Here is a 22,563-nt window from a genome sequence, read left to right as displayed (position 1 = left end):
TCCAGACGCCTTACGAGTTCGTCTTGATTCACGTCAATAACCATCGCCCGTGTGTGTGCAATCGCTTGCCCCGACGTTGAATCCTTGGATCAGGATAAGGGGGGCAACATGCCAGCGACGGAGAGCGGACAAAAGCGCGCACTTGGACTCTCGACGGTCGCTTTCACCGTCTGCTTCGCGGTCTGGACGATCTTCGCGATCATCGGCGTGCGGATCAAGCAGGACCTCGGGCTGAGCGAGACGCAGTTCGGGCTTCTCGTCGGCCTGCCGATCCTGACCGGGTCCCTCTCCCGCATCTTCCTTGGCATCTGGGCCGATCAGTATGGCGGCCGGGTCGTCTTCACCCTGACCATGCTGGCGGCCGCGGCTGCCACCTACCTCCTCTCCTTCGCGTCGACCTATCCGCTGATGCTGCTTGCCGCCCTCGGCGTCGGGCTTGCCGGCGGTTCGTTTGCGGTCGGCATCGCCTATGTCTCGAAGTGGTATCCGCCCGAGAAGCAGGGCACCGCGCTCGGCATCTTCGGTGTCGGCAATGTCGGCGCGGCGGTGACCAAGTTCTTCGCCCCTTTCGTGCTGGTCGCCTTCGGATGGCAGATGGTCGCGGTCGTCTGGGCCTCGGTCCTGGCCGTCACTGCCATCGTCTTCTTCTTCACCAGCCAGGACGACCCCGAGCTGGTGGCGCGGCGTGCCCGCGGCGAGAAGGCGCGCTCGGCGTTGATGCAGCTCGAGCCGCTCCGCCATCAGCAGGTCTGGCGCTTCGCGCTCTACTACTTCTTCGTCTTCGGCGGCTTCGTCGCGCTGGCGCTGTGGCTCCCGCACTATCTCATCGACGTCTACGGCCTCGGTATTGAATCGGCCGGCATGCTTGCCGCGCTCTACTCAATCCCGGCCAGCCTGTTCCGCGCTTATGGCGGGCATCTGTCCGACCGCTACGGCGCCCGGACGATCATGTACTGGACGTTCTTCGTCTCGCTGATCTGCCTGTTCATGCTGTCCTATCCGCAGACCGATTACGTCATCCACGGCATCGACGGGCCGATCGCCTTCTCGACGCAGATGGACCTGATCCCCTTCGTCATCACCATCTTCGTCCTCGGCTTCTTCATGTCGCTGGGCAAGGCGGCGGTCTACAAGCACATCCCGGTCTACTACCCCGGCAATGTCGGCTCGGTCGGCGGGCTGGTCGGCATGATCGGCGGTCTGGGCGGCTTCGTCATGCCGATCGCCTTCGGCGTCATGGCCGATCTCACCAACATCTGGACGAGCTGCTTCATGCTGCTTTTCCTGGTGGTCGCCGTGTCGCTGGCCTGGATGCATTTCGCCATCCGCTCGATGGAGCAGCGGGTCGCCGGCGAGGCGCTGGCCAAGCTGCCGCCGCTGGCCGAGCTGGAGCATGTCCACAAGCCTGAGGAGCATCACGCGAGCAGCGCGCTGATCGACGACTGGCGCCCGGAGGACGATGCCTTCTGGCAGGAGAAGGGCCGGCGGACCGCCCGCCGCAACCTGTGGATCTCGATCCCGGCGCTGCTGCTCGCCTTCGCCGTCTGGATGGTGTGGAGCGTCGTCGTCGCCAAGCTTCCGGCGATCGGCTTCACCTACTCGACCGACCAGCTTTTCTGGCTGGCGGCGCTGCCGGGCCTGTCCGGGGCGACGCTGCGCATCTTCTATTCCTTCATGGTGCCGATCTTCGGCGGCCGGCTGTGGACGACCGTGACCACCGCTTCGCTTCTGGTCCCGGCCTTCGGCATCGGCTACGCCGTGCAGAATCCGGAAACGCCCTACCTGATCTTCCTGGTGCTGGCGCTGCTTTGCGGACTCGGCGGCGGCAACTTCGCCTCGTCGATGGCCAACATCTCCTTCTTCTTTCCGAAGCGCGAGAAGGGCAACGCGCTGGCGCTGAATGCCGGCCTTGGCAATACCGGCGTCAGCGTCGTCCAGTTCGTCGTCCCGCTGGTGATCACCGGCGGCGTCTTCGGCGTGGTCGGTGGCGAGGGGCAGACGCTGTCGGACGGCTCGATGCTCTGGGTCCAGAATGCCGGCTTCGTCTGGGTGCCGTTCCTGATCCTGTCGACCATCGCCGCCTGGCTCGGGATGAACGACATCGCCTCGGTCAAGGCTTCCTTTGCCGAGCAGGCGGTGATCTTCCAGCGCAAGCACAACTGGATCATGTGCTGGCTCTATACCGGCACCTTCGGCTCCTTCATCGGCTACTCGGCAGGCTTCCCGCTGCTCGCCAAGACCCAGTTCCCGGACGTCGATTCACTGAAATTCGTCTTCCTCGGACCGCTGGTCGGCGCGCTGTCGCGGGCGGCGACCGGCTGGATTTCCGACCGCTGGGGTGGTGGCCGGGTGACGCTGTGGGTCTTCATCCTGATGATCGCGGCCGTGGCCGGCGTCCTCTACTTCCTCGGCATCAAGGACCAGCCGGGCGCCTTCTGGGGCTTCTTCGCGATGTTCATGATCCTGTTCTTCGCGACGGGCGTCGGCAACGCGTCGACCTTCCAGATGATCCCGGCAATCATGCGCAAGGAAACCGTCCGCCTGATGCCGAGCGCGCCGGCACAGGACCAAGTTCGCCAGGGCGACAAGGAGTCGGCGGCGATCATCGGCTTCACCTCGGCGGTCGCCGCCTACGGCGCCTTCTTCATTCCCAAGGCCTACGGCTCGTCGATCGCGTCGACCGGCGGTCCCGAGATGGCGCTGTGGGGCTTCATGATCTTCTACGTCACCTGCGTGCTGGCGACCTGGTGGTTCTACACCCGGCGCGGCGGTCTGCTGCATGACGTCGAGCACGGCGGCGGCGGCGCCACACCCACCAGCATCAAAGCAGCGGCCTGAGGAGACCCCGATGAGCCACTTTCTCGACCGCCTGACCTTTTTCAACCGGGTCACCGAAGATTTCGCCGACGGCCACGGCATCGTCACCCACGAAGACCGTCGCTGGGAGGACGGCTACCGCAAGCGCTGGCAGCACGACAAGATCGTCCGCTCGACCCATGGCGTGAACTGCACCGGGTCATGCTCGTGGAAGATCTACGTCAAGGGCGGCATCGTCACCTGGGAAACCCAGCAGACGGACTACCCGCGCACCCGCCCGGACCTGCCCAACCACGAGCCGCGCGGCTGCGCCCGGGGCGCCAGCTACAGCTGGTATCTCTACTCCGCCAACCGGGTGAAGTATCCGCTGGTTCGTTCCCGCCTGCTCCGGCTTTGGCGCGAGGCGCGGGTGTCGATGACGCCGGTGGCGGCGTGGAAGTCGATCGTCGAGACCCCGGCGAAGCGCGCCTCCTATGTCGAGAAGCGCGGGCTTGGCGGCTTCGTCCGCGCCGACTGGGACGAGGTCAACGAGATCATCGCCGCGTCGAACGCCTACACGGTCAAGACCCATGGGCCCGACCGGGTCTTCGGCTTCTCTCCGATCCCGGCGATGTCGATGGTCAGCTATGCGGCGGGCTCCCGCTACCTGTCGCTGCTCGGCGGCGTCTGCATGTCGTTCTACGACTGGTATTGCGACCTGCCGCCGGCCTCCCCCCAGACCTGGGGCGAGCAGACCGACGTTCCGGAATCGGCCGACTGGTACAATTCAAGCTTCCTGATCCTGTGGGGGTCAAACGTCCCGCAGACCCGGACTCCGGACGCCCATTTCTATACCGAGGCCCGCTACAAGGGCGCCAAGAGCGTGGTGATCTGCCCGGACTATTCCGAGGCATCGAAATTCGCCGACTTGTGGATGTCGCCGAAGCAGGGCACGGACGCGGCACTCGGCATGGCCATGGGCCATGTCATCCTGCGCGAGTTCCATGTCGACCGGCAGGTCCCCTACTTCCAGGATTACGCGCGGCAATACACCGACATGCCGATGCTCGTGCGCCTGGTGAAGCAGGGCGAGCACTATGTGCCGGAGCGCTTCCTGCGCGCCTCCGACCTCGCCGACTGCAAGGAGACCAACAACCCCGAATGGAAGACGCTGGCGATCGACGAGACGACCGACACCATCGTCGTGCCGCAGGGCTCGGTCGGCTTCCGCTGGGGCGAAAAAGGCAAGTGGAACCTCGAGGAGAAGGCCGGCGACGGCAGCGACACGAAATTGCGACTGTCGCTGGCGGATGTGCAGGACGATGCCCTGCCGGCCGGCTTCCCCTATTTCGGCAATCGCGAACACGACCACTTCCTCGGCACCGACCATCCCGACGTGCTGCTCCGCAATGTCCCGGTGAAGCGACTGCAGCTTGCCGAGGGCGAAGCCGTCGTGGCGTCGGTGTTCGATCTCTTTCTCGCCAATTACGGCGTCGACCGCAGCCTTGGCGGCGAGCACCTGGCGGCGGATTACGACGAGGTCGCGCCCTATACGCCGGCCTGGGCGGAGACGATCAGCGGCGTGCCCCGCGACCAGATCATCACCACGGCGCGGGAATTCGCGCGCAACGCCGAGAAGACCAACGGGCGCTCGATGGTGATCCTCGGGGCCGGCCTGAACCACTGGTACCACATGGACATGAACTACCGCGGCATCATCAACATGCTGGTGATGTGCGGCTGCGTCGGCCAGTCCGGGGGTGGCTGGTCACATTACGTTGGGCAGGAGAAATTGCGGCCGCAGACCGGCTGGCTGCCGCTCGCCTTCGGTCTCGACTGGGGCCGCCCGCCACGCCAGATGAACTCGACCTCCGCCTTCTACGCGCACAGCGACCAGTGGCGCTACGAGACGCTCGACGTGTCTGAGATTCTCTCCCCGACGGCACCGTCCGGCCCGTGGGAAGGCGCGCTGATCGACTACAATGTGCGGGCCGAGCGCATGGGCTGGCTGCCGTCGGCGCCACAGCTCGAGACCAACCCGCTGGAGGTCTCCAAACAAGCCGCAGCGGCGGGCATGGAGGCGAAGGATTTCGTCGCCAAGGGCCTGAAATCCGGCGACCTCAAGCTCTCTTGCGACGATCCGGACAATCCGAAGAACTGGCCGCGCAACATGTTCATCTGGCGCTCCAACCTGCTCGGCGCCTCCGGTAAGGGCCACGAGTATTTCCTCAAGCACCTGCTCGGCACCAGTCACGGTGTCATGGGCAAGAACCTCGGCGAGGACGGCAAGACCAAGCCGTCCGAGGTCGTCTGGCACGAGGAAGCGCCCGAGGGAAAACTCGACCTGCTGGTGACGCTCGATTTCCGCATGTCGACGACCTGCATGTATTCCGACATCGTCCTGCCGACGGCGACCTGGTACGAGAAGAACGACCTCAACACCTCCGACATGCACCCCTTCATCCATCCGCTGACCAGCGCGGTGGAGCCGGCATGGGGGTCGCGCAGCGACTGGGATATCTACAAGGGCATCGCCGAGGCTTTCTCGCGCGTCTCGGCGGAGGTTCTCGGCGTCGAAAAGGACGTCGTCCTCACGCCGATCATGCACGACACCGCCGGCGAGATCGCCCAGCCCTTCGACGTCAAGGACTGGAAGACCGGTGAGATCGACCCGATCCCCGGCAAGACGATGCCGGCCGTCACCGTGGTCGAGCGCGACTATCCCAACCTCTACAAGCGCTTCACCTCGCTCGGGCCCCTGATGCAGAAGCTCGGCAACGGCGGCAAGGGGATGAGCTGGAACACCGAGCATGAGGTCGATTTCCTCAAGTCGCTCAACGGCGAGGTGCTCGACGAAGGCGTCAGCAAGGGCCTGGCCCGGATCGAGACCGACATCGATGCCTGCGAGGTCATCCTCTCGCTGGCGCCGGAAACCAATGGCGAGGTCGCGGTCAAGGCCTGGGCGTCGCTCGGCGGCTTCACCGGCCGCGAACACACCCATCTGGCGATCCACAAGGAGGACGAGAAGATCCGCTTCCGCGATATCGTCGCGCAGCCGCGCAAGATCATCTCCTCGCCGATCTGGTCCGGTCTGGAGTCGGAGAAGGTCTGCTACAACGCCGGCTACACCAATGTCCACGAACTGATCCCGTGGCGGACGCTCACCGGCCGCCAGCAGCTCTACCAGGATCACCTGTGGATGCGGGCCTTCGGCGAAGGCTTCTGCGTCTATCGCCCGCCGATCGATACCAAGAGCGTCAACCCGGTCATCGACCGCAAGCCGAACGGCAACGCGCCGATCGTCCTCAACTTCATCACGCCCCATCAGAAATGGGGCATCCACTCGACCTATACCGACAACCTGCTGATGCTGACCCTGTCGCGCGGCGGTCCGTGCGTCTGGATCAACGAGACGGACGCCAAGTCGGTCGGGATCGTCGACAACGACTGGATCGAGGCGTTCAACTCGAACGGAGCGCTGGTCGCCCGCGCCGTGGTCTCGCAGCGCGTCAAGGCGGGCATGTGCATGATGTATCACGCCCAGGAAAAGATCGTGAACGTGCCGGGCTCCGAGCAGACCGGCATGCGCGGCGGCATCCATAACTCGGTGACGCGCACGGTCCTCAAGCCGACCCACATGATCGGCGGCTACGCCCAGCAATCCTGGGGCTTCAACTACTACGGCACCGTCGGTTCGAACCGCGACGAGTTCGTCATCGTCCGCAAGATGGCGAAGGTCGACTGGCTCGACAAACCGTCCGCCGATCAACCCGCGCCCGTGGAGGCCTGAGACATGAAGATCCGTGCGCAGATCGCGATGGTGCTGAACCTAGACAAATGCATCGGCTGTCACACCTGTTCGGTCACCTGCAAGAACGTGTGGACCAGCCGCGAGGGCATGGAATACGCGTGGTTCAACAACGTCGAGACCAAGCCGGGCATCGGCTACCCGAAGGACTGGGAAAACCAGAAGCGCTGGAAAGGCGGCTGGCGGCGCAAGCGCAACGGCAAGATCGAGCCGCGCATCGGGTCGAAGTGGCGGGTGCTCGCCAACATCTTCGCCAATCCCGACCTGCCGGAGATCGACGACTACTACGAGCCCTTCACCTTCGATTACGGGCATCTGCAGAAGGCGCCGGAGATGAACACCGTGCCGACGGCACGGCCACGCTCACTGGTCAGCGGCGAGCGGATGGAGAAGGTCGAATGGGGCCCGAACTGGGAGGAAATCCTTGGCGGCGAATTCGCCAAGCGTTCGGCCGATGTCAACTTCGAGGGCGTCCAGAAGGAGATCTACGGCCAGTTCGAAAACACCTTCATGATGTACCTGCCGCGGCTTTGCGAGCATTGCCTCAACCCGGCCTGCGTCGCCGCCTGCCCCTCCGGCGCGATCTACAAGCGCGAGGAGGACGGCATCGTCCTGATCGATCAGGACAAGTGCCGTGGCTGGCGGATGTGCGTCTCCGGCTGTCCCTACAAGAAGATCTATTACAACTGGTCGAGCGGCAAATCCGAGAAGTGCATCTTCTGCTTCCCGCGCATCGAGGCCGGCCAGCCGACGGTCTGTTCGGAGACCTGTGTCGGGCGCATCCGCTATCTCGGCGTGATCCTCTATGACGCGGATCGCATCGAGGCGGCGGCGAGCGTTGCCGACGAACAGGACCTCTACCAGGCGCAGCTCGACGTCTTCCTCGATCCGAACGATCCCGAGGTGATCGCCGAAGCCCGCGCCCAGGGAATTCCGGGGAACTGGATCGAGGGCGCCATCCGCTCGCCGATCTGGAAGATGGCGATGGAGTGGAAGGTCGCCTTCCCGCTCCACCCCGAATACCGCACCCTGCCCATGGTCTGGTACGTGCCGCCGCTCTCGCCGATCCAGTCGGCGGCCGCCGCCGGCAGCATCGGCGTCGACGGCGAGATGCCGGACGTGCGCTCGCTGCGCATCCCGCTGAAATACCTCGCCAACCTCCTGACCGCCGGCAAGGAAGAACCGGTGGCGCTCGCCCTTGAACGCATGCTCGCGATGCGCGGCTACATGCGCGCCAGGACGGTCGACGGGGTCATCGACGAGGGCATCGCCCGTCGTGTCGGCCTGCGGCCGGACCAGATCGACGAGATGTACCAGATCATGGCGATCGCCAATTACGAGGATCGCTTCGTCATCCCGACGGCGCATCGCGAACTCGGCGAGGACGCCTTCGACCTGCGCGGCTCCTGCGGCTTCTCCTTCGGCAACGGCTGCTCCGGCGGCGAGACCGAGCCCAACCTGTTCGGATCGCCGAAGGCTGCGAAGAACCCGATGGAGGTCATGTGATGGTGCGGACGTTCAAGGTGCTGTCGGCGCTGCTCTCCTATCCGACCAGCGATCTCCAGAAGGCGGCCGGCGAGATGCGAAGCGCGCTTCGCGGCGAAGCGATTGTCTCCCCCGCCGTGCTGGCCGACCTCGAGCGTTTGATCGGCGAGATCGGCGAGGGCGACCTGTTCGATCTCGAGGAGCGCTACGTCGTCCTGTTCGACCGGACGCGGTCGCTCTCGCTTCACCTGTTCGAGCATGTTCATGGCGAGAGCCGCGACCGGGGTCAGGCGATGATCGACCTGAAGGACCTCTACGAACGGAACGGCCTGGCGATCGATGCGACGGAGTTGCCCGACTTCCTGCCGTTGTTCCTCGAATTCCTCTCGACTCGGCCGATCGCCGAAGCCCGCGACCTGCTCGACCAGACGGCCCACATCGCCATCGCGCTGCACGCGCGACTGGTGAAGCGCGAGTCGTCCTACGCCGCGATCTTCGCTGCCCTGACCGACCTCGCGGTCGCCGATCCGGCAAGGACGACGATTGACGATTTCCCTGACGAACCGGAATTCGATCCGGACGATCTCGCCGCGCTCGACGCCGCCTGGGAGGACACGCCCGTCACCTTCGGCCCGGAAGCGGCAAGCAACTGCAAGGACGATCTGGTCGCGCGGATCCGGGCGGCGAAGCGTCCCGCGGCACGGCCGGCATAAGGAGCGAGCCATGGTCGACTACCTGAACCACGCAGTCTTCGGCTGGTATCCCTATCTCTGCCTGACGGTGTTCCTCGTCGGCAGCCTCATCCGCTTCGACCGGGAGCAATACACCTGGCGCAGCGGCTCGAGCCAGTTGCTGCGCCGCCGCCAGTTGATGTGGGGCTCGAACCTCTTCCATGTCGGCATCCTGATCATCTTTGCCGGCCATCTGGTCGGCCTGCTGACGCCGATCTGGATCTTCGACATGCTGGGCATTTCGCATGGCTTCAAGCAGATGCTGGCGATCGTCGTCGGCGGTGTTGCCGGGCTGATCTGCCTGGTCGGTATCGCCCTCCTGACTCACCGCCGGCTGCTCGACCCGCGCATCCGCCGCAACTCGTCCTTCGGTGACAACGCGGTCCTGCTCATTCTCTTCGCTCAGCTGCTGCTCGGGCTTGCGACCATTCCCGTATCCCTCAATCATCTCGACGGCCACGAGATGGTGAAGTTCATGACCTGGGCGCAAGGGATCCTGACGCTACAGCCCGGCGTCTCTGCCGCGATCGCCGATGTCAGCCCGATCTTCAAGCTCCACATCTTCCTCGGCATGACGATCTTCCTCATCTTTCCCTTCACCCGCCTGGTTCACATCTGGAGCGCGCCGATCTGGTATCTCGGTCGCCGCGGTTATCAGATCGTGCGCAGCGCGCGCCCGGCTGAGGATTCGTCGCTGTCGCGGTCGTCTCTGCCCGGCGGCACCGCCCGGGTGGACGCCAAGGCCGTCTGGCCAAAGGAGCGACGGACATGACGCAGGTCATCGGCACGAGGCCAGCCGCAGCACCGCCCCCGCTTATCGCGGTGAACGGAACCATCATCCCCCGCGCCGCAATCACCGGCGAGATCCAGCACCATCCCGCGCCGTCACCTTCGGCTTCATGGCAGAAGGCCGCCGAAGCACTGGTCCTGCGCGAACTGCTGCTGCAGGAGGCCGGCCGGCTGGCGATCGTCGCCACGCCGCAGGTCGACGACAAGGAACGACGCGAGACCGACGACGAAGCCCGCATTCGCGCCCTGATCGAGCAAGAGGTGAAGGTCCCGGAGCCCAACGACACCGAACTTCGCCGCTACTACGACGCCAATCGCGCCAGGTTCCAGCCCTCCGAGATACTCGAGGCGCGGCACATTCTCGTCGCCGCGAGGGCAAGCGACGCCGACGCGTTTGCGGCGGCCCGCGAGAAGGCAGTGTCGCTCGCCGCCGAACTTGCCGCCAACCCGGACGCGTTCGACGACCTGGCACGTGCCCACTCGGATTGCGGGTCGTCCGGCGAAGGCGGCCGCCTCGGGCAGTTGACACCTGAAGAGACGACGCCGGAATTTGCCGCCGCCGTCGCTGATCTGGCCGAAGGCGAGACGACCGCCGCGCCGGTCGAGACACGATACGGTCTTCACATCATCCGGCTAGATCGAAGGATCGCCGGCGACGCGCTGCCGTTCGAGACCGTTGCGGCGCGGATCGGCGAATACCTGCGCGAGCGGACCCGGCGGACCGCGACGGCCCAGTATCTCGCCCGGCTCGTCTCGCGCGCCGAGATCACCGGCATCGAGATCGCCGGCGCCGAAGCGCATCGGGTCAACTGAGAGGATCGAGCCTTGCTGCTTGGCGATATCATTGCGCGTCTGACCGACGAGACCACCGCAACCCAGACGATTGTCGACCTCGGCGACCTCGGGCTTCTCGCCGACATGCGAAAACAGGCCGAAGATAACGGCGTGTCGCTCGGCGCCTATGCCGCCTGGACCGTTCGCACCTATGCCGACAACGCATCGTCGGATGAGTGGACGAACCTGATGGGCGCGCTCAACCGGTCCGACGACCCCGGCGCCACCTGCCTCCAGCGTGCCTTCGGCTATGTCCTGACCGGAATCGCGGAGTCCGCGGCAGTGGCTGACTGAAGGTCCGCCGCGCTGGGGCAGATTTCTGGCCGATTGACTGGCTGGGGCGGCAGGATTCGAACCTGCGAATGACGGGATCAAAACCCGTTGCCTTACCACTTGGCGACGCCCCACCGGAGCACCGGGATTCCAGCGCGCTGCGGCCCGCGCCCGTATATAGGCTTGCGCCGCCCTCCGCAACGGATACGCCCCTCTTCACGGCGTCGATAAAGCGCCCTTGTTTGCGTCCGGATGCGAGGCTATAAAGCGCCTCGCCAGCGGCCGGAGTGTAGCGCAGCCTGGTAGCGCACCTCGTTCGGGACGAGGGGGTCGCAAGTTCGAATCTTGCCACTCCGACCAATTTCCTGGCGCCGCGGTCCTCCCGAGACCGCCTTTCGATCAGTCCATGTTACGTCTTCAGTCGCCCGAAACCCGGCCGATTTACGCCATCTGCTCGACTGCCACGCCGCGGCAGTCCATCTCGAATTCGATGTCGACCACGGGCGGCCGGGCAAAGTGCCAGGTCATTCCACCATCGGCCACGCCACGGCCGACCATGTCGGCGACGACCGGATGGAAGTCGTGGACGGTGTAAACCTGGGCTGCGGTGGTATCGGACCAGCCGAATCCCAGCGCCGCCAGCCGCGCCTCCATGGCAGCGAGGACGAACTCTGCCTTCTCGCGAATCGCCCCCGCGCCGATGTCGCCGAGGCGCACGATGTGGTCGCGGTAGTTGGCTTGCCCCTCAACCGTTTCGCCGCTGCCGGCAATGATGAAGCTCGGCGCCGCCGCCTTTGCCGGGCGTGTGTAGCAAAAGGCGTGGAAGCCGGGCTCGGCCGGGGCGCCGATCTCCGGGCAGACGTTGCTGCGCGCCACGGGATTCCAGCCATCGTGAAGGATGCCCCAGCGGTCGAGCGTCTCGGTGTATCGCTGGTTGAAGGTGCGAAAGCCCTCTTCGCTGAATGGCTCCGGCGAGCGCAATTCGCAGGCGCAGAAAGCGGTCAGCGGACGCCCGGCGTCGCCGAGCCACGTTTCGACCCGACGAAAGCCCTCGGCCAGCGGAACCGGTCGGCGAAACCGGACGCGGACGATCTCGTGACCGTCGAGGGCCGCGACCCCTGCCGAATATTGCGAAACGCCCTCGATGAAGCGGTAGTTGCCTGGAGCGAAAGTCCTGATGTCCACGTTTCTTCCTTCGTTGATCGGCGACGAGCGGCGACTATTGCAGCCGCGATACCTGTCGGGCGACGGTGAACTTGCTGTCGAGATCGGGAGCGAGCTCCAGCCCAAGCCCGGGTCCGGGCGGTGCGGTGATATAGCCGTCCCGGACCTCCGGCAACGCGGTGACGAGGTCCTGGTACCAGGTCCGGTAATAGGCGCGGACACTCTCCTGGATCAGCCCGTTGGGCGCGTTGAGCGACAGGTGGGTCGAGGCGGTCAGCACCACCGGCCCGGTGCAGTCATGCGGCGCGATGCTGAGGTGCCAGGCTTCGACCATCGCGGCGATCTTGCGGGCTTCCGACAGACCGCCGCACCATGACAGGTCGAGCATGATGACGCCTGCGGCGTCGGTCTCCAGCAGGTCGCGGAAGGCCCAGCGGGTGCCGATCGTCTCCGAGGCGCAGATCGGCGCCGGCGACACCGCCGCGTAGCGCTTGAGGCTGGCGAGGCTGTCCATCTTGATCGGGTCCTCGTGCCAGAAGGTGTTGTAGGGCTCCAGCGCCTTGGCGATGGTCATCGCAGGGACGAGCTGCCACATCGAGTGGAACTCGACCATGATGTCCATCTTGTCGCCGACCGCCTTGCGGATCTTCTCGAAGGGTTCGAGCGCCGCCTTGAGGTCCTCGTTCGAGATGTATTGCCCGTCGGTCTTCTGCGCCGCCGGGTCGAAGGGCCAGATCTTCATCGCCGTGATGCCCTCGGACAGAAGGTCCTCGGCCAGTTCGCCGGCGCGGGTCATGAAGCCGTTGAGGTCGTCGTAGCGCTCGGTCTCGGCCATCCCCCAGTTGCCGGGGTTCACGCCCTTGGCGGTCCGCATGTAATTCGGACCGCCACAGGTGTTGTAGGTGCGGACCCGCTCACGCGACGGGCCGCCGAGGAGTTGCGTGATCGACTGGCCGGTGACCTTGCCGAAGATGTCCCAGAGCGCGATGTCGAGGGCGGAGTTGCCGCGCACCTCGGCGCCCGAGGAGCGAAAGCCGAGATAACCGTTGAGGTCTTTCGCGATCCGGTCGATGGCCAGCGGATCGCGGCCGAGCAGTTTTGGCGCGATGACCTCATGGACATAGGCTTCGACGGTCTTCGGCATCAGGTAGGTCTCGCCGAGGCCGATGATCCCCTCGTCGGTCTCGACCTGCAGCCAGAGCAGGTTCTCCAGTTCCTCAGCCCGTATCGTCTCCAGGCCCACGATCTTCATGTCGTTCCCCCCAACGTCTTCTTGAGGCCGTCGCTGCCGGCCCGGTCGCCGCATCTTCGTTCATCGCTGCGGTTTGCTCCAGCGTGATCCTTGTCGGTCGGCGAGGCCACCTGCGATCTGTCGCACCACCGATTTATTGTGATCGTTTTTCATCCGCGGCCCGACGAACTCGCCAAGGCGTTTTCAGCGCCGTGGCAGCCATGTCACCGGGCGTGTCACGGTCGCGGCTGAAGGAGCCTTTGCCTCGGCTCCCGCGTCCCTATTCCTCGCTGATCCCCTGCAGCGAGGCGTCGAGGTCGCGGAAGAAGGCGCGGATACGCTCGGCGTTGGCGCCGAGGTCATGGGCGCCGTTGCGGGCGGCGGAGCGCACGTCGACAAGCGCCCCCTCGCCGTCCGGCAGGATGCGGATCGCCACGTCCTGCCGGAAGCCGAAGACCGGCGTCGCCGCCACCGCCTCGATCCACCCCGCCTCCGCCGTTTCGGTCGGCGGCCGGGCGCCGAGGAGCCGCCAGCCCCGGCGATCGACAATCACCTTGGCGTCCTCGAAGACCCGCGCCGTGCCGACGGGATAGTGCCGCGGCACGATGTCGGGATAGGCCTCGCGCTGGACATCGGCGTCGTCCTCGCTCGGATCGGTCACCGGCCGGGCATCGGCCGGGCGGTCGGCGGCGGCAAGCAGGAAGGCCGGCGGGTCCTCGAGGTCGGTCGAGATGTCGATGAGCTGCGGATAGGACATCAGATGCCACGCACCGGCCAGCGGCAGGACCAGCACCGCAAGCCCGACCAGCAGCCCGGCGATGGCGGATCCGAGGCCCTTGCGGCCGTCACGCCAGATCCCTTCCAGCGCCCCGAGGGCCGCCAGCACCGCGAGCCCGGCCAGCCCGAAGCCGAGTGCCATGGAGGCATAGGCCTGGGTCGCGCTCATCAATCCGCTGCGGTGGCCGATCGCGACGATCACCAGGATCGGGATCGAGACGAGCGCCAGCCGTGAACTCCAGGTCGCCAGCGAAGAGCGGCGCTCACGCAGTCGGGATGACATTCGCGGCTCGAATCCCAGAGGAAGACAACGAATGTCAGCTACCGGCTTGGTGCGAGCGGCGCAAGCACAGGGTCATTTTTGGCACACTCGACCGCGCTTTCCCTTTTCCACGGACCCGAGACGCTTCATTGACCATGTCTTCACGATTCCGCCTCAAACTGGATTGATGAGGCTGGAGCTGCGGCGAAGCCTTCGCCGCCCAGACCAGACAAGAGTAGACCCGTGATTGCATCGAAGAGTCAGATCGACCGCCGACCGTTCCGGTCCCAGGCCGATCGCAAGAGCGAAGAAGCGCTCGAAAGCCAGTATCGCAGCGTTGCCATTCCCGAAGTGGTCGCCGCGCTCAGCCAGGCCCGCCGGGAATCGGCGGTGGCCAAGCCGGCCTGACGACGGACCCGACGGTCCTGCCGGCGCCGCTCAGAGCAGCGTCTGTTCGAGCGGCTCCAGCAGGCCCGGATCGTCGTTTTCGGCCTTGTTGACGCGCGTACTGACCGGGATGGCCTCCAGCAGGTCGTCCGCGGCCGGCCGTAACAGCGGCTCCACCGCGCCCGGCGGATTGTCGCGCGCGTCGAGCCAGGCGGCGTAGTCCTGCGGATCGAGAATCACCGGCATCCGGTCATGGATCGGCGCCAGCAGCCGGTTGGCGTCGGTGGTGATGATGCAGGCGCTGTCGATTTCGCTGCCATCCTTCCCCATCCAGCTTTCCCAGAGCCCGGCAAAGGCGAACGGCGCATGGTCCGGCCGGCGAATGAGATAGGGCTGCTTGGCGCTGCCGGCCGCCCGTCGCCATTCGTAGAAGCCCGATGCCGGGATCAGGCAGCGGCGATACTTGTAGGCGGACTTGAAGGACGGCTTGGTCGCGACGCCCTCGGCCCGGGCGTTGATCAGCAGCGAGAATTTGCGGGGATCCTCGACCCAGCCCGGCACCAGCCCCCAGCGAACCAGCGCGAAGCGCCGTGCGCCCTCGACCTGGCGGACGATGGCGATCGGCTGGGTCGGCGCGATGTTGTGGCGCGGCGGAAACCACTCGCCGTCGATATAGCCAAACAGCGCCGCAAGCTCCTCGGGCGTGGCTGTCAGGATATAGCGTCCGCACATGGTCTCCGGCTCCCTTCATCCGCCGCAATCGATTCGCCGCCACCCGCGGCGCGTCGGGGCTTTGCGGCGGTCCGGCGCGGAGGATAGCATCGCCGCCATGTCATCGCCCTCCCCCCGTCCACGCCTCGGCGTCAGCGTCGTTATCCGCCGGGACGAAATGGTCCTGCTCGTCCAGCGGGGCAAACCGCCTTATCTCGGACTATGGGCCTTTCCGGGCGGCGGCGTCGAATATGGCGAGGCCCTTGCCGTGGCGGCGGCGCGGGAAGTCCGCGAGGAAACCGGCCTGACGGTGGATATCGGCGCCGTCATCGACCACGCTGAAATCCTCCCCGGCCACGAATCGGCCGGTGTTGGCGGCCACTATGTCCTGGTCGTCTTCGCGGCACGGCCGACCGGCGGAGACCTCGCCGCCGGCGACGATGCGGCCGACGCCCGGTGGTTCTCCGCCGCCGATCTGCGATCGCTGGAGATGACACGGGACACGAACCGCATCCTCGCCGACCTCGGGATGCGGTAGACCATTCGCCGAGCGGGGCAGGACACAGCGGGACGCCTGACAGTGACAGTGAAGAATCGCACGAGAAAATCAGCCCTCGGACTGGTGGCGCTGGTCGCCGTCGGACTTGCCGGGTCGGCGCTTGCCCAGGAAGAAGAAGAGCCGGCGGCGCCGGAGCCGATCGTCACGCCTTACGACGAGAGCCTGCTTCGACTCTCGGAAATCCTCGGCGCCATTCACTACATGCGCCAGCTTTGCGGCGGCGACGAAGGCGGCCTGTGGCGCGACCAGATGCAGGCGCTGATCGATGCGGATCAGGCAGATCCCGCCCGCCGCCTGCGCTTCGTCGATCGCTTCAACCGCGGGTATGACGGCTTCAAGGCCGTTTACCGCACCTGTACCCCGGCGGCGACCGCGGCGATTGATCGGTATATGGACGAAGGGGCCCGCCTTGCCCGCGATGTGGTCGCCCGCTACGGTCGGCAAGAGTAAACAGACCGTTAACGGAACCCTTCGGAATCCTTAAGGTCGCGTTAACCCTTTCTTCATGATGCGGCTGATGCAGACAATTTGACGTGTTAGCTTTCACGCTCGTTAACTTTGCCTCTGACGGGGAACGGGTGGATTAGATGGCGACGACGACTGCGCAGGCCCCTGCATCGAATCCGGAAGACAATGGAATCGCTGAGAAAAAGCGGCTCGCACTGACGTACCTGTCGGAAGCCTGGGAAGAGGCTGCCTCGGCCGGGGTTGATTCGGAAATCCTTGCCCATGTCGCTATGTTCCGGGCCTTCTCGAACCTGATCGAGACCTATGGCGAGGAAGCCGTCGCCGGCCTCGTCCACACGTTGCCGGAGCGCATACGGGCGTTCGAATTCTCGCCACACCGGATCGTGCAGTAGCCGTCGAAGTCGCGTTGCGACGCTGGGCCGTTCGGCTAAAGTGACGGCACGAAAGCCACCGGTTGCATAAGCGGCGCCGGCGGGAGGGGCGGCCATGCTCGGAACATTGATCCGCTTCCTGATTGCCTGCGGGGCGATCGTGAGCGTGCTTGGTTTCGCCGCCGCGGCGCCCGGCAGCGGCCCGGACACGGTCGAGGCCGATGACGCGGCGGGCGAAGCCGGCGAGCGCGTGATGCCGGGCATTCCCGCCGATGGCCCCTTGTTCCCGGGAAACACCGAAACGAGGCGACCCTTCTCCGTCCCCGCCGTCGCGCCCACCGTCGTTTACGATCCCGCCTCCCTGCCGACGCCGGTCCGGCGGCTGCGGGAACAGATTCTCGAGGCGGCGGCCAGCGGCGATATCGAGCGGATACGGCCGATCATCGAGGCAAACGGCGAACCGCCGGCCTTCAGCTACAACGACATCGGCGACGATCCGATCGAATACCTGCGGTCGCTGTCGACCGATCCGGAAGGGCGCGAGATCCTCGCCGTCCTCAGCGAGATGCTCGAGACCGGCTACGTCCATTACGGCGAGGGCACGCCCGACGAGATGTATGTCTGGCCGTATTTCGCCCACTACCCTGTCGAGTTGCTTACCGGCCCGCAGATCGTCGAACTGCTGAAGATCGTCTATCCCGGCGACTACGAGGACATGAAGACCTTCGGCACCTACCTCTCCTACCGCGTCGGCCTGGCGCCGGACGGAACCTGGCGCTACTTCCTCGTCGGGGAGTGAGGCCGGTCGGGGCCGGTCATTCGTCGACCACCAGCTCGAATCCGCCCCAGAACATGCGCTTGCCGTCGAACGGCATCTCCATTTTCCCCATGTCGGGATTGTCCATCATCGCCTTGTTGGCCGCATCCCGCGTCGCCTTGTCGGGATAGACGACCCAGCTGAAGATCGGCGTCTCGTCATCCTTGGCCTGGGTCGCCTTGTAGAAATCGGTCACGGCGCCCTTGGGCACGTCGTCGCCCCAGCACTCGACCAGGCGCGTCGCGCCGAGCTTCTTGAACTGGACGGCCGCTTCCCTGGCAAGCTTGACGTATTGGTCCTTGTTCGCGGTCGGTACGGCGGCAATGTAGCCTTCAATATACGGCATGGCGGTTCTCCTCACGGTTCACATGACCCGGCGGCGGACCTCAAGTGTCGGCCGGCATCGATACGACGGTCGGCACATCGGCGAATCGACACTGGCGCGGAGGAATCGTCTTCCGGTCGGCGCTACCGCGCCGCGCCGTCGCCGCCCCGGGGCCGCGCCACCCAGATGCCGAAGATGATGACCAGCCCGCCGACCGCCTGGAGCGGCGACACCGGCTCGTCGAGCAGCAGCCAGGCGAAGCCGGCTGCGGCGATCGCCTCGATGAACAGCACCAGCGACGAGAAGGCGGCGGACAGGCGCCCGAGCGCCACCGACAGCAGCCCCTGCCCGCCGGCATGGCTGACGATGGCCAGCACCAGCAGGACGCCCCAGCCATAGGCCGAGCCCGGTAGCGGGCTCCCCTCGACGGCAATGGCGACGACGAACAGGATCACCGTGGTGATCAGGGTGAGTTCGAAGGTGACCCGCGCCGCACCGCTCTTTTCCCGGGCCGCGCCGACGCTGAGGAAATAGAGGCCGAAGAACACCCCGGTAATGACCCCGAAGGCGTCGCCGAGGAGGAGCGCTGGATCGATCGACAGGCTGCGCTCGACCAGCGCCGTGCCGCCGAGCAGGCAGATCGCCAGTCCCGCCAGCACTGCCGGTCGCGGCCGACGCTTGAGGATCAGCCAGCCGAAGACCACCACCCAGACCGGCGCCATGGTGGCGAAAAAGGTGGCGTTGGCGACGGTCGTCTTGACGATGGCGAGGTGCCAGAAGAGCAGGTCGCCGGCAAACGCCAGGCCGGCCAGCACCGTCGCCAGCGGAAAGCGCGCCACGCGGACCTTGCCCGCGCCACCCTCCTCGTTCCGCATCCACAGCCACAGGATCGGCAAAGCCAGACAGACCCGCCAGAAGGCGCTGGAAAACGGCCCGACATCGGCGAAGCGGACGAGGATCGGCGAGATGCTCATCGCCAGCGCCGCCCCCAGCATGGCAACGAAACCGAGCAACAGCCCGGAATTTCCCGACGCCGCGTCCCCGGTGCCCTGCTCGGCAACCACGGCGACCGCATCGGCCACGGGCTCGCCGGTCGCGTCGCTTTGATACGCGGGTCCGTCAGGTGGGGTGAAAGGCTGAGGCGGCATGGCGACCGTTTATCCGCGTGGCGTCGGGCGTCGGTACATCATCCACAGACGCGGAGCCAGCCTCGCGGTTTTACCGACCGCTTGCCAGCGGCTATGGGGTCGGCGCCAGCGTCTCGACGAAGCGCACCGCCTGACCCGTCGACGGCGTGACGAGGTCGCCGTCCCACATGACGCGGCGGCCGCGCACCACGGTGCCAGCCGGCCAGCCGGTCACCGTCTTGCCGGCATAGGGCGTCCAGCCGCTCTTCGAGGCGCTCCAGGCGTCGGTGATGGTCTCGCGGCGCTTGAGGTCGACGATGGTCAGGTCGGCGTCGTAACCAAGCGCGATCCGCCCTTTTCGGGCGATGCCGAAGATCCGCGCCGGACCGGCCGAGGAGAGGTCGACGAAGCGGGCCAGCGACAGGCGGCCGGCGGCGACATGGTCGAGCATCACCGGCACCAGCGTCTGGACGCCCGGCATGCCCGAGGGCGACGCCGGATAGGGCTTGGCCTTCTCTTCGAGCGTATGGGGTGCATGGTCCGACCCCAGCACGTCGGCGATGCCCTGCCGCAGGCCCCACCAGATGCGCTCCTGATGCCGCAGCCCGCGGATCGGCGGATTCATCTGCAGGCGCGTCCCGAGGTCGCCATAGTGCTCGGCATGGAAGGTCAGGTGCTGCGGTGTCACCTCGACGGTGATGTTGTCCTTGTAGGGGCCGATGAAGTCCATTTCCTCGGCGGTCGAGACGTGGAGCAGGTGGACCCGCGCCCCGGTCTCGCGGGCGATCCGCACCAGCCGCTCGGTGGCGCGCAGCGCCGCGGTCTCGTCGCGCCACACCGGATGGGACGCCGGATCGTTGTCGGCCCGGTGGCCGCTGCGGTCGATCAGCCGCGGCTCGTCCTCGGCATGGATCGACACCCGCCGCCGGGTCCGGCCGAGGATTTCGGCGAGTCCCTTGTCGTCGGCAACCAGCAGGTCGCCGGTCGAGGATCCCATGAAGATCTTGATTCCGGCAGCGCCCGGAAGTCTTTCCAGTTCCTGGATATTCTCGATGTTGCCATGGGTGCCGCCGACGAAGAAGGCGAAGTCGCAATGCATCCGGTCGGTGCCGCGACGCACCTTGTCGGCCAGTGAATCGGCGGTGGTCGTCAGCGGGTTGGTGTTGGGCATCTCGAAGACAGCCGTGACACCGCCCATCACGGCGGCCAGCGAACCCGACTGGAGGTCTTCCTTGTGCTCGGCCCCGGGCTCGCGGAAATGCACCTGGGTGTCGATGACGCCGGGCAGGATGTGGAGCCCGGCGCAGTCGATGGTCTCACCGGCAGACGCCCCGTCGATCTCGCCGACGGCGGCGATCAGGCCGTCCCGGATACCGATGTCGCGGATGCCGGCGCCGTCCTGGTTGACCACGGTGGCGCCCGCATAGATGACGTCGAAGGTTTCTGCGCTCATGTCGATCCTTGTCCCGGAGCCCTCCTCCGCTTACGTAACCCACCGATCTCTTGCAAGGGCGGGAACAGCGCGATGACCAACGGCCGGATTGCCGAACTGCCGCGACGGGGCGTCGTCGCCGTGTCGGGCGAGGACGCCCACGCCTTCCTCGACAACCTGATGACGTCCAATGTCGGGGAGGCCGGCGCCGGCCGGGCGGTATTCGCCGGCCTGCTGTCGCCGCAGGGCAAGCTGCTGTTCGACTTCATCGCCTTCCACGACGGCGAGCGCTATCTGCTCGACATGGCGCGGAGCGAGATCCCGGCCTTCCTCAAGCGGCTCGGCCTGTTCCGGCTGCGCTCGAAGGTCGACTTCGCCGACCTGTCGGAGGAGCGGATCGTCGCCGCCGCATGGGGTGGCGCCAGCGCCCCCCTGCTCGATGGCGTCGTCGCCCCCGATCCGCGCCTTGTGGCGCTCGGCTATCGCGGCATCGTCCCGCCCGGCGCCGACATGGCGGCCGATTTCACCGAATCGACCGAAGCCGCCTATGACGCCCATCGCATCGGGCTCGGCGTCCCCGAGGGCGGTATCGACTTCGCCTTCGGCGATGCCTTCCCCCATGACGCGGACATGGACCAGCTTGCCGGTGTCGACTTCGCCAAGGGCTGCTTCGTCGGCCAGGAGGTCGTCTCCCGCATGAAGCATCGCGGCACGGCGCGCCGTCGCGTCGTCATCGGCCGGGGCGGCGACCTGCCGCCGCCCGGCACGCCGGTCACCGCCGGCGGCAAGCCGATCGGCGCGCTCGGCTCGTCGGCGGAGGGCACCGGCCTTGCCCTGGTCCGCCTCGACCGCGCCAGGGCGGCGATGGATGCCGGCGAGGCGATTCTTGCCGGCGAGGCCCCCCTCGCCCTGGCCATCCCGGACTGGGCCACCTTCGACTGGCCGGCGACCGACGATCCGGAATAGCCGAAGCGCCTGCGAATCGGCGACACTGGCCGCCAGCCGACCAACCGCGACCCGTCCCCGATGCCCGATCATCCCAAAGCCCCACCCCGCGCCTGGCAGCGGATGCTGTCAGGGCGTCGGCTCGACCTGATCGATCCCTCGCCCCTCGATATCGAGATTTCCGACATCGCCCACGGCCTGGCGCGAGTGGCGCGCTGGAACGGCCAGACCGTCGGCGCCAACGCCTTTTCGGTCGCCCAGCACACCCTGCTCGTCGACGACATCCTTCGCCTCACGACGCCCGACCTCACGGCCGATGGCCATATGGCGGTGATGCTGCACGACGCGCCGGAATACGTCATCGGCGACATGATCTCGCCGTTCAAGGTCCTGCTTGGCAACGAATACCACGAGATCGAGGCTCGCCTGCTGGCGGCAATCCATCGCCGTTTCGGGGTCCGCTACCCGGTCACGGCCAGGCTCAAGGCCCGGATCAAGGCAGGCGACCGCGCCGCCGCCTATTACGAAGCGACGACGCTGGCCGGCTTCGGCGAGACAGAGGCGGCAAAGTTCTTCGGCCAGCCGCGCGATGTCGACCCGACCGGGCTCGACCTGACGCCGTGGCCGGCGGCGATCGCTGAAAAACGCTTCCTCAAGCGCTTCGCCGGCCTGGAGGCAGAAGCAGGTGACCGGCCGGCCGGATCGCACTAAGATGCCGGTTAAGAAACCGATAACAGGAATTTCAATGCCTCAGGTTCACGTGTGTCCCCTCTCCCAGGTGCCGGCGACTGTCGCCGCGTCCGGGGCCAGCCATCTCGTCAGCGTCATCAACGACGACACCCCGGTTGTCCGTCCGTCGACCATTGCCCGCGAGAACCACCTTTTCATCGGCATCAACGACATCATCGAAGACACGGACGGACTGATAACGCCGGGCGAGGACCACGTTCGTGAACTGATCGAATTCGTCCGGCGCTGGGATGGCGAGCGGCCGATGGTCGTCCATTGCTATGCCGGGATCAGCCGGTCGACGGCGGCGGCCTTCGTCGCGCTGTGCACGGCGCGGCCGGAGCGGGACGAGCGCGAACTGGCGCAGCGGCTTCGCGAAGCGTCGCCCTGGGCTTACCCGAACCCGCTGATCGTCGCCCATGGCGATGAACTCCTGGGGCGAAACGGGCGGATGATCGAGGCGGTCAACGCCATCGGCCGCGGCGAACTCGCCTTCGAGAATTCGCCCTTCGCCGTACCGCTTCAGGACTAGCGGCCGGGTA

General features: G+C 66.2%; 22 protein-coding genes and 2 tRNA genes. 16 read left to right on the top strand and 8 right to left on the bottom strand.

Annotation, left to right across the window (positions count from 1 at the left end; genetic code table 11):
• Nucleotides 1-108 precede the first annotated feature (108 nt).
• The 7 genes from BLT60_RS11050 to BLT60_RS11020 are packed head-to-tail and all read left to right on the top strand — an operon-like array spanning nucleotide 109 to nucleotide 10,737.
• Nucleotides 109-2,838 (top strand): nitrate/nitrite transporter, encoded by a 2,730-nt coding sequence (locus BLT60_RS11050; RefSeq protein WP_090876506.1) that lies wholly within the window; start codon nucleotides 109-111, stop codon nucleotides 2,836-2,838.
• A 10-nt stretch (nucleotides 2,839-2,848) separates the two neighbouring features.
• Nucleotides 2,849-6,586 carry a nitrate reductase subunit alpha gene (locus tag BLT60_RS11045; protein WP_090876505.1) on the top strand — a complete coding sequence of 1,246 codons (3,738 nt, stop codon included), beginning with the start codon at nucleotides 2,849-2,851 and terminating at the stop codon, nucleotides 6,584-6,586.
• A 3-nt stretch (nucleotides 6,587-6,589) separates the two neighbouring features.
• Entirely contained in the window at nucleotides 6,590-8,110 is a 1,521-nt protein-coding gene (narH, locus tag BLT60_RS11040) for a nitrate reductase subunit beta (protein ID WP_090876504.1), read from the top strand.
• A complete protein-coding gene (narJ, locus tag BLT60_RS11035; RefSeq protein ID WP_342028584.1) occupies nucleotides 8,110-8,802 on the top strand; it encodes a nitrate reductase molybdenum cofactor assembly chaperone in 693 nt (230 codons plus the stop codon). The genes narH and narJ overlap by 1 nt, the downstream gene beginning before the upstream one ends.
• Before the next feature lie 10 nt (nucleotides 8,803-8,812).
• Nucleotides 8,813-9,592, top strand: coding sequence for a respiratory nitrate reductase subunit gamma (gene narI / locus BLT60_RS11030; RefSeq protein ID WP_090876503.1), 780 nt, complete (start codon nucleotides 8,813-8,815; stop codon nucleotides 9,590-9,592).
• On the top strand, nucleotides 9,589-10,422 hold the full coding sequence (locus BLT60_RS11025) for a peptidylprolyl isomerase (RefSeq protein WP_090876502.1): 834 nt from the start codon (nucleotides 9,589-9,591) through the stop codon (nucleotides 10,420-10,422). The genes narI and BLT60_RS11025 overlap by 4 nt, the downstream gene beginning before the upstream one ends.
• Before the next feature lie 12 nt (nucleotides 10,423-10,434).
• Nucleotides 10,435-10,737 (top strand): hypothetical protein, encoded by a 303-nt coding sequence (locus BLT60_RS11020; protein ID WP_090876501.1) that lies wholly within the window; start codon nucleotides 10,435-10,437, stop codon nucleotides 10,735-10,737.
• Between the two features lie 38 nt (nucleotides 10,738-10,775).
• Here the strand turns inward: BLT60_RS11020 and BLT60_RS11015 are convergent.
• Nucleotides 10,776-10,850, bottom strand: a tRNA-Gln gene (locus BLT60_RS11015).
• A 149-nt stretch (nucleotides 10,851-10,999) separates the two neighbouring features.
• Between BLT60_RS11015 and BLT60_RS11010 the strand changes: the two genes are divergently transcribed.
• A tRNA-Pro gene (locus tag BLT60_RS11010) sits at nucleotides 11,000-11,076 on the top strand.
• Nucleotides 11,077-11,157: 81 nt separating this feature from the next.
• Here the strand turns inward: BLT60_RS11010 and cnbZ are convergent.
• From cnbZ to BLT60_RS10995, 3 genes are all read right to left on the bottom strand, one after another.
• Nucleotides 11,158-11,901, bottom strand: coding sequence for a 2-amino-5-chloromuconate deaminase CnbZ (gene cnbZ, locus BLT60_RS11005; protein ID WP_090876500.1), 744 nt, complete (start codon nucleotides 11,899-11,901; stop codon nucleotides 11,158-11,160).
• A 34-nt stretch (nucleotides 11,902-11,935) separates the two neighbouring features.
• Nucleotides 11,936-13,132, bottom strand: coding sequence for a mandelate racemase/muconate lactonizing enzyme family protein (locus BLT60_RS11000; protein ID WP_090876499.1), 1,197 nt, complete (start codon nucleotides 13,130-13,132; stop codon nucleotides 11,936-11,938).
• A 259-nt stretch (nucleotides 13,133-13,391) separates the two neighbouring features.
• On the bottom strand, nucleotides 13,392-14,171 hold the full coding sequence (locus BLT60_RS10995; protein ID WP_090876498.1) for a DUF1499 domain-containing protein: 780 nt from the start codon (nucleotides 14,169-14,171) through the stop codon (nucleotides 13,392-13,394).
• A gap of 222 nt (nucleotides 14,172-14,393) precedes the next feature.
• On the opposite strand from BLT60_RS10995, the gene BLT60_RS24345 reads away from it, so the two are divergent.
• The gene (locus BLT60_RS24345; RefSeq protein WP_175478386.1) at nucleotides 14,394-14,558 is read left to right on the top strand and encodes a hypothetical protein; all 165 of its coding nucleotides are present in this window, start codon (nucleotides 14,394-14,396) and stop codon (nucleotides 14,556-14,558) included.
• A gap of 30 nt (nucleotides 14,559-14,588) precedes the next feature.
• On the opposite strand, the gene BLT60_RS10990 is transcribed toward BLT60_RS24345, so the two are convergent.
• Nucleotides 14,589-15,269 carry an SOS response-associated peptidase gene (locus tag BLT60_RS10990; RefSeq protein WP_090876497.1) on the bottom strand — a complete coding sequence of 227 codons (681 nt, stop codon included), beginning with the start codon at nucleotides 15,267-15,269 and terminating at the stop codon, nucleotides 14,589-14,591.
• A 97-nt stretch (nucleotides 15,270-15,366) separates the two neighbouring features.
• Here BLT60_RS10990 and BLT60_RS10985 point away from each other — a divergent pair, with 97 nt between their 5' ends.
• From BLT60_RS10985 to BLT60_RS10970, 4 genes are all read left to right on the top strand, one after another.
• Nucleotides 15,367-15,786, top strand: a complete 420-nt coding sequence (locus BLT60_RS10985; RefSeq protein ID WP_175478385.1) for an NUDIX hydrolase — start codon at nucleotides 15,367-15,369, stop codon at nucleotides 15,784-15,786.
• 42 nt (nucleotides 15,787-15,828) lie between these two features.
• Nucleotides 15,829-16,257: a TIGR02301 family protein gene (locus BLT60_RS10980; protein ID WP_244521221.1), complete on the top strand. Its 429-nt coding sequence runs from the start codon at nucleotides 15,829-15,831 to the stop codon at nucleotides 16,255-16,257.
• Between the two features lie 137 nt (nucleotides 16,258-16,394).
• A complete protein-coding gene (locus tag BLT60_RS10975; RefSeq protein WP_090876495.1) occupies nucleotides 16,395-16,667 on the top strand; it encodes a hypothetical protein in 273 nt (90 codons plus the stop codon).
• Between the two features lie 94 nt (nucleotides 16,668-16,761).
• Nucleotides 16,762-17,445, top strand: coding sequence for a hypothetical protein (locus BLT60_RS10970; protein ID WP_090876494.1), 684 nt, complete (start codon nucleotides 16,762-16,764; stop codon nucleotides 17,443-17,445).
• 16 nt (nucleotides 17,446-17,461) lie between these two features.
• Here the strand turns inward: BLT60_RS10970 and BLT60_RS10965 are convergent, their stop codons facing one another.
• The 3 genes from BLT60_RS10965 to BLT60_RS10955 all read right to left on the bottom strand — a co-directional run bounded on the left by BLT60_RS10965 (nucleotide 17,462) and on the right by BLT60_RS10955 (nucleotide 20,368).
• A complete protein-coding gene (locus tag BLT60_RS10965) occupies nucleotides 17,462-17,809 on the bottom strand; it encodes a DUF1428 domain-containing protein (protein WP_090876493.1) in 348 nt (115 codons plus the stop codon).
• 122 nt (nucleotides 17,810-17,931) lie between these two features.
• Nucleotides 17,932-18,870 carry a DMT family transporter gene (locus BLT60_RS10960; RefSeq protein WP_244521220.1) on the bottom strand — a complete coding sequence of 313 codons (939 nt, stop codon included), beginning with the start codon at nucleotides 18,868-18,870 and terminating at the stop codon, nucleotides 17,932-17,934.
• A 157-nt stretch (nucleotides 18,871-19,027) separates the two neighbouring features.
• Nucleotides 19,028-20,368 carry a dihydroorotase gene (locus BLT60_RS10955; RefSeq protein WP_090876492.1) on the bottom strand — a complete coding sequence of 447 codons (1,341 nt, stop codon included), beginning with the start codon at nucleotides 20,366-20,368 and terminating at the stop codon, nucleotides 19,028-19,030.
• A 72-nt stretch (nucleotides 20,369-20,440) separates the two neighbouring features.
• Between BLT60_RS10955 and ygfZ the strand changes: the two genes are divergently transcribed.
• Genes ygfZ through BLT60_RS10940 form a run of 3 tightly spaced genes read left to right on the top strand, consistent with a single transcriptional unit; the run spans nucleotide 20,441 to nucleotide 22,553 of the window.
• Nucleotides 20,441-21,313 carry a CAF17-like 4Fe-4S cluster assembly/insertion protein YgfZ gene (gene ygfZ / locus BLT60_RS10950; protein ID WP_090876491.1) on the top strand — a complete coding sequence of 291 codons (873 nt, stop codon included), beginning with the start codon at nucleotides 20,441-20,443 and terminating at the stop codon, nucleotides 21,311-21,313.
• A 60-nt stretch (nucleotides 21,314-21,373) separates the two neighbouring features.
• Nucleotides 21,374-22,003 (top strand): HD domain-containing protein, encoded by a 630-nt coding sequence (locus tag BLT60_RS10945; protein WP_090876490.1) that lies wholly within the window; start codon nucleotides 21,374-21,376, stop codon nucleotides 22,001-22,003.
• 34 nt (nucleotides 22,004-22,037) lie between these two features.
• Nucleotides 22,038-22,553: a tyrosine phosphatase family protein gene (locus BLT60_RS10940; RefSeq protein ID WP_090876489.1), complete on the top strand. Its 516-nt coding sequence runs from the start codon at nucleotides 22,038-22,040 to the stop codon at nucleotides 22,551-22,553.
• Nucleotides 22,554-22,563: the final 10 nt, after the last annotated feature.

It is taken from the genome of Bauldia litoralis (genome assembly GCF_900104485.1).
Taxonomy (GTDB): Bacteria; Pseudomonadota; Alphaproteobacteria; order Rhizobiales; family Kaistiaceae; genus Bauldia; species Bauldia litoralis.
Note: the sequence above shows the minus strand (reverse complement) of the source record. Positions and strands in the feature narration are given on the sequence as shown.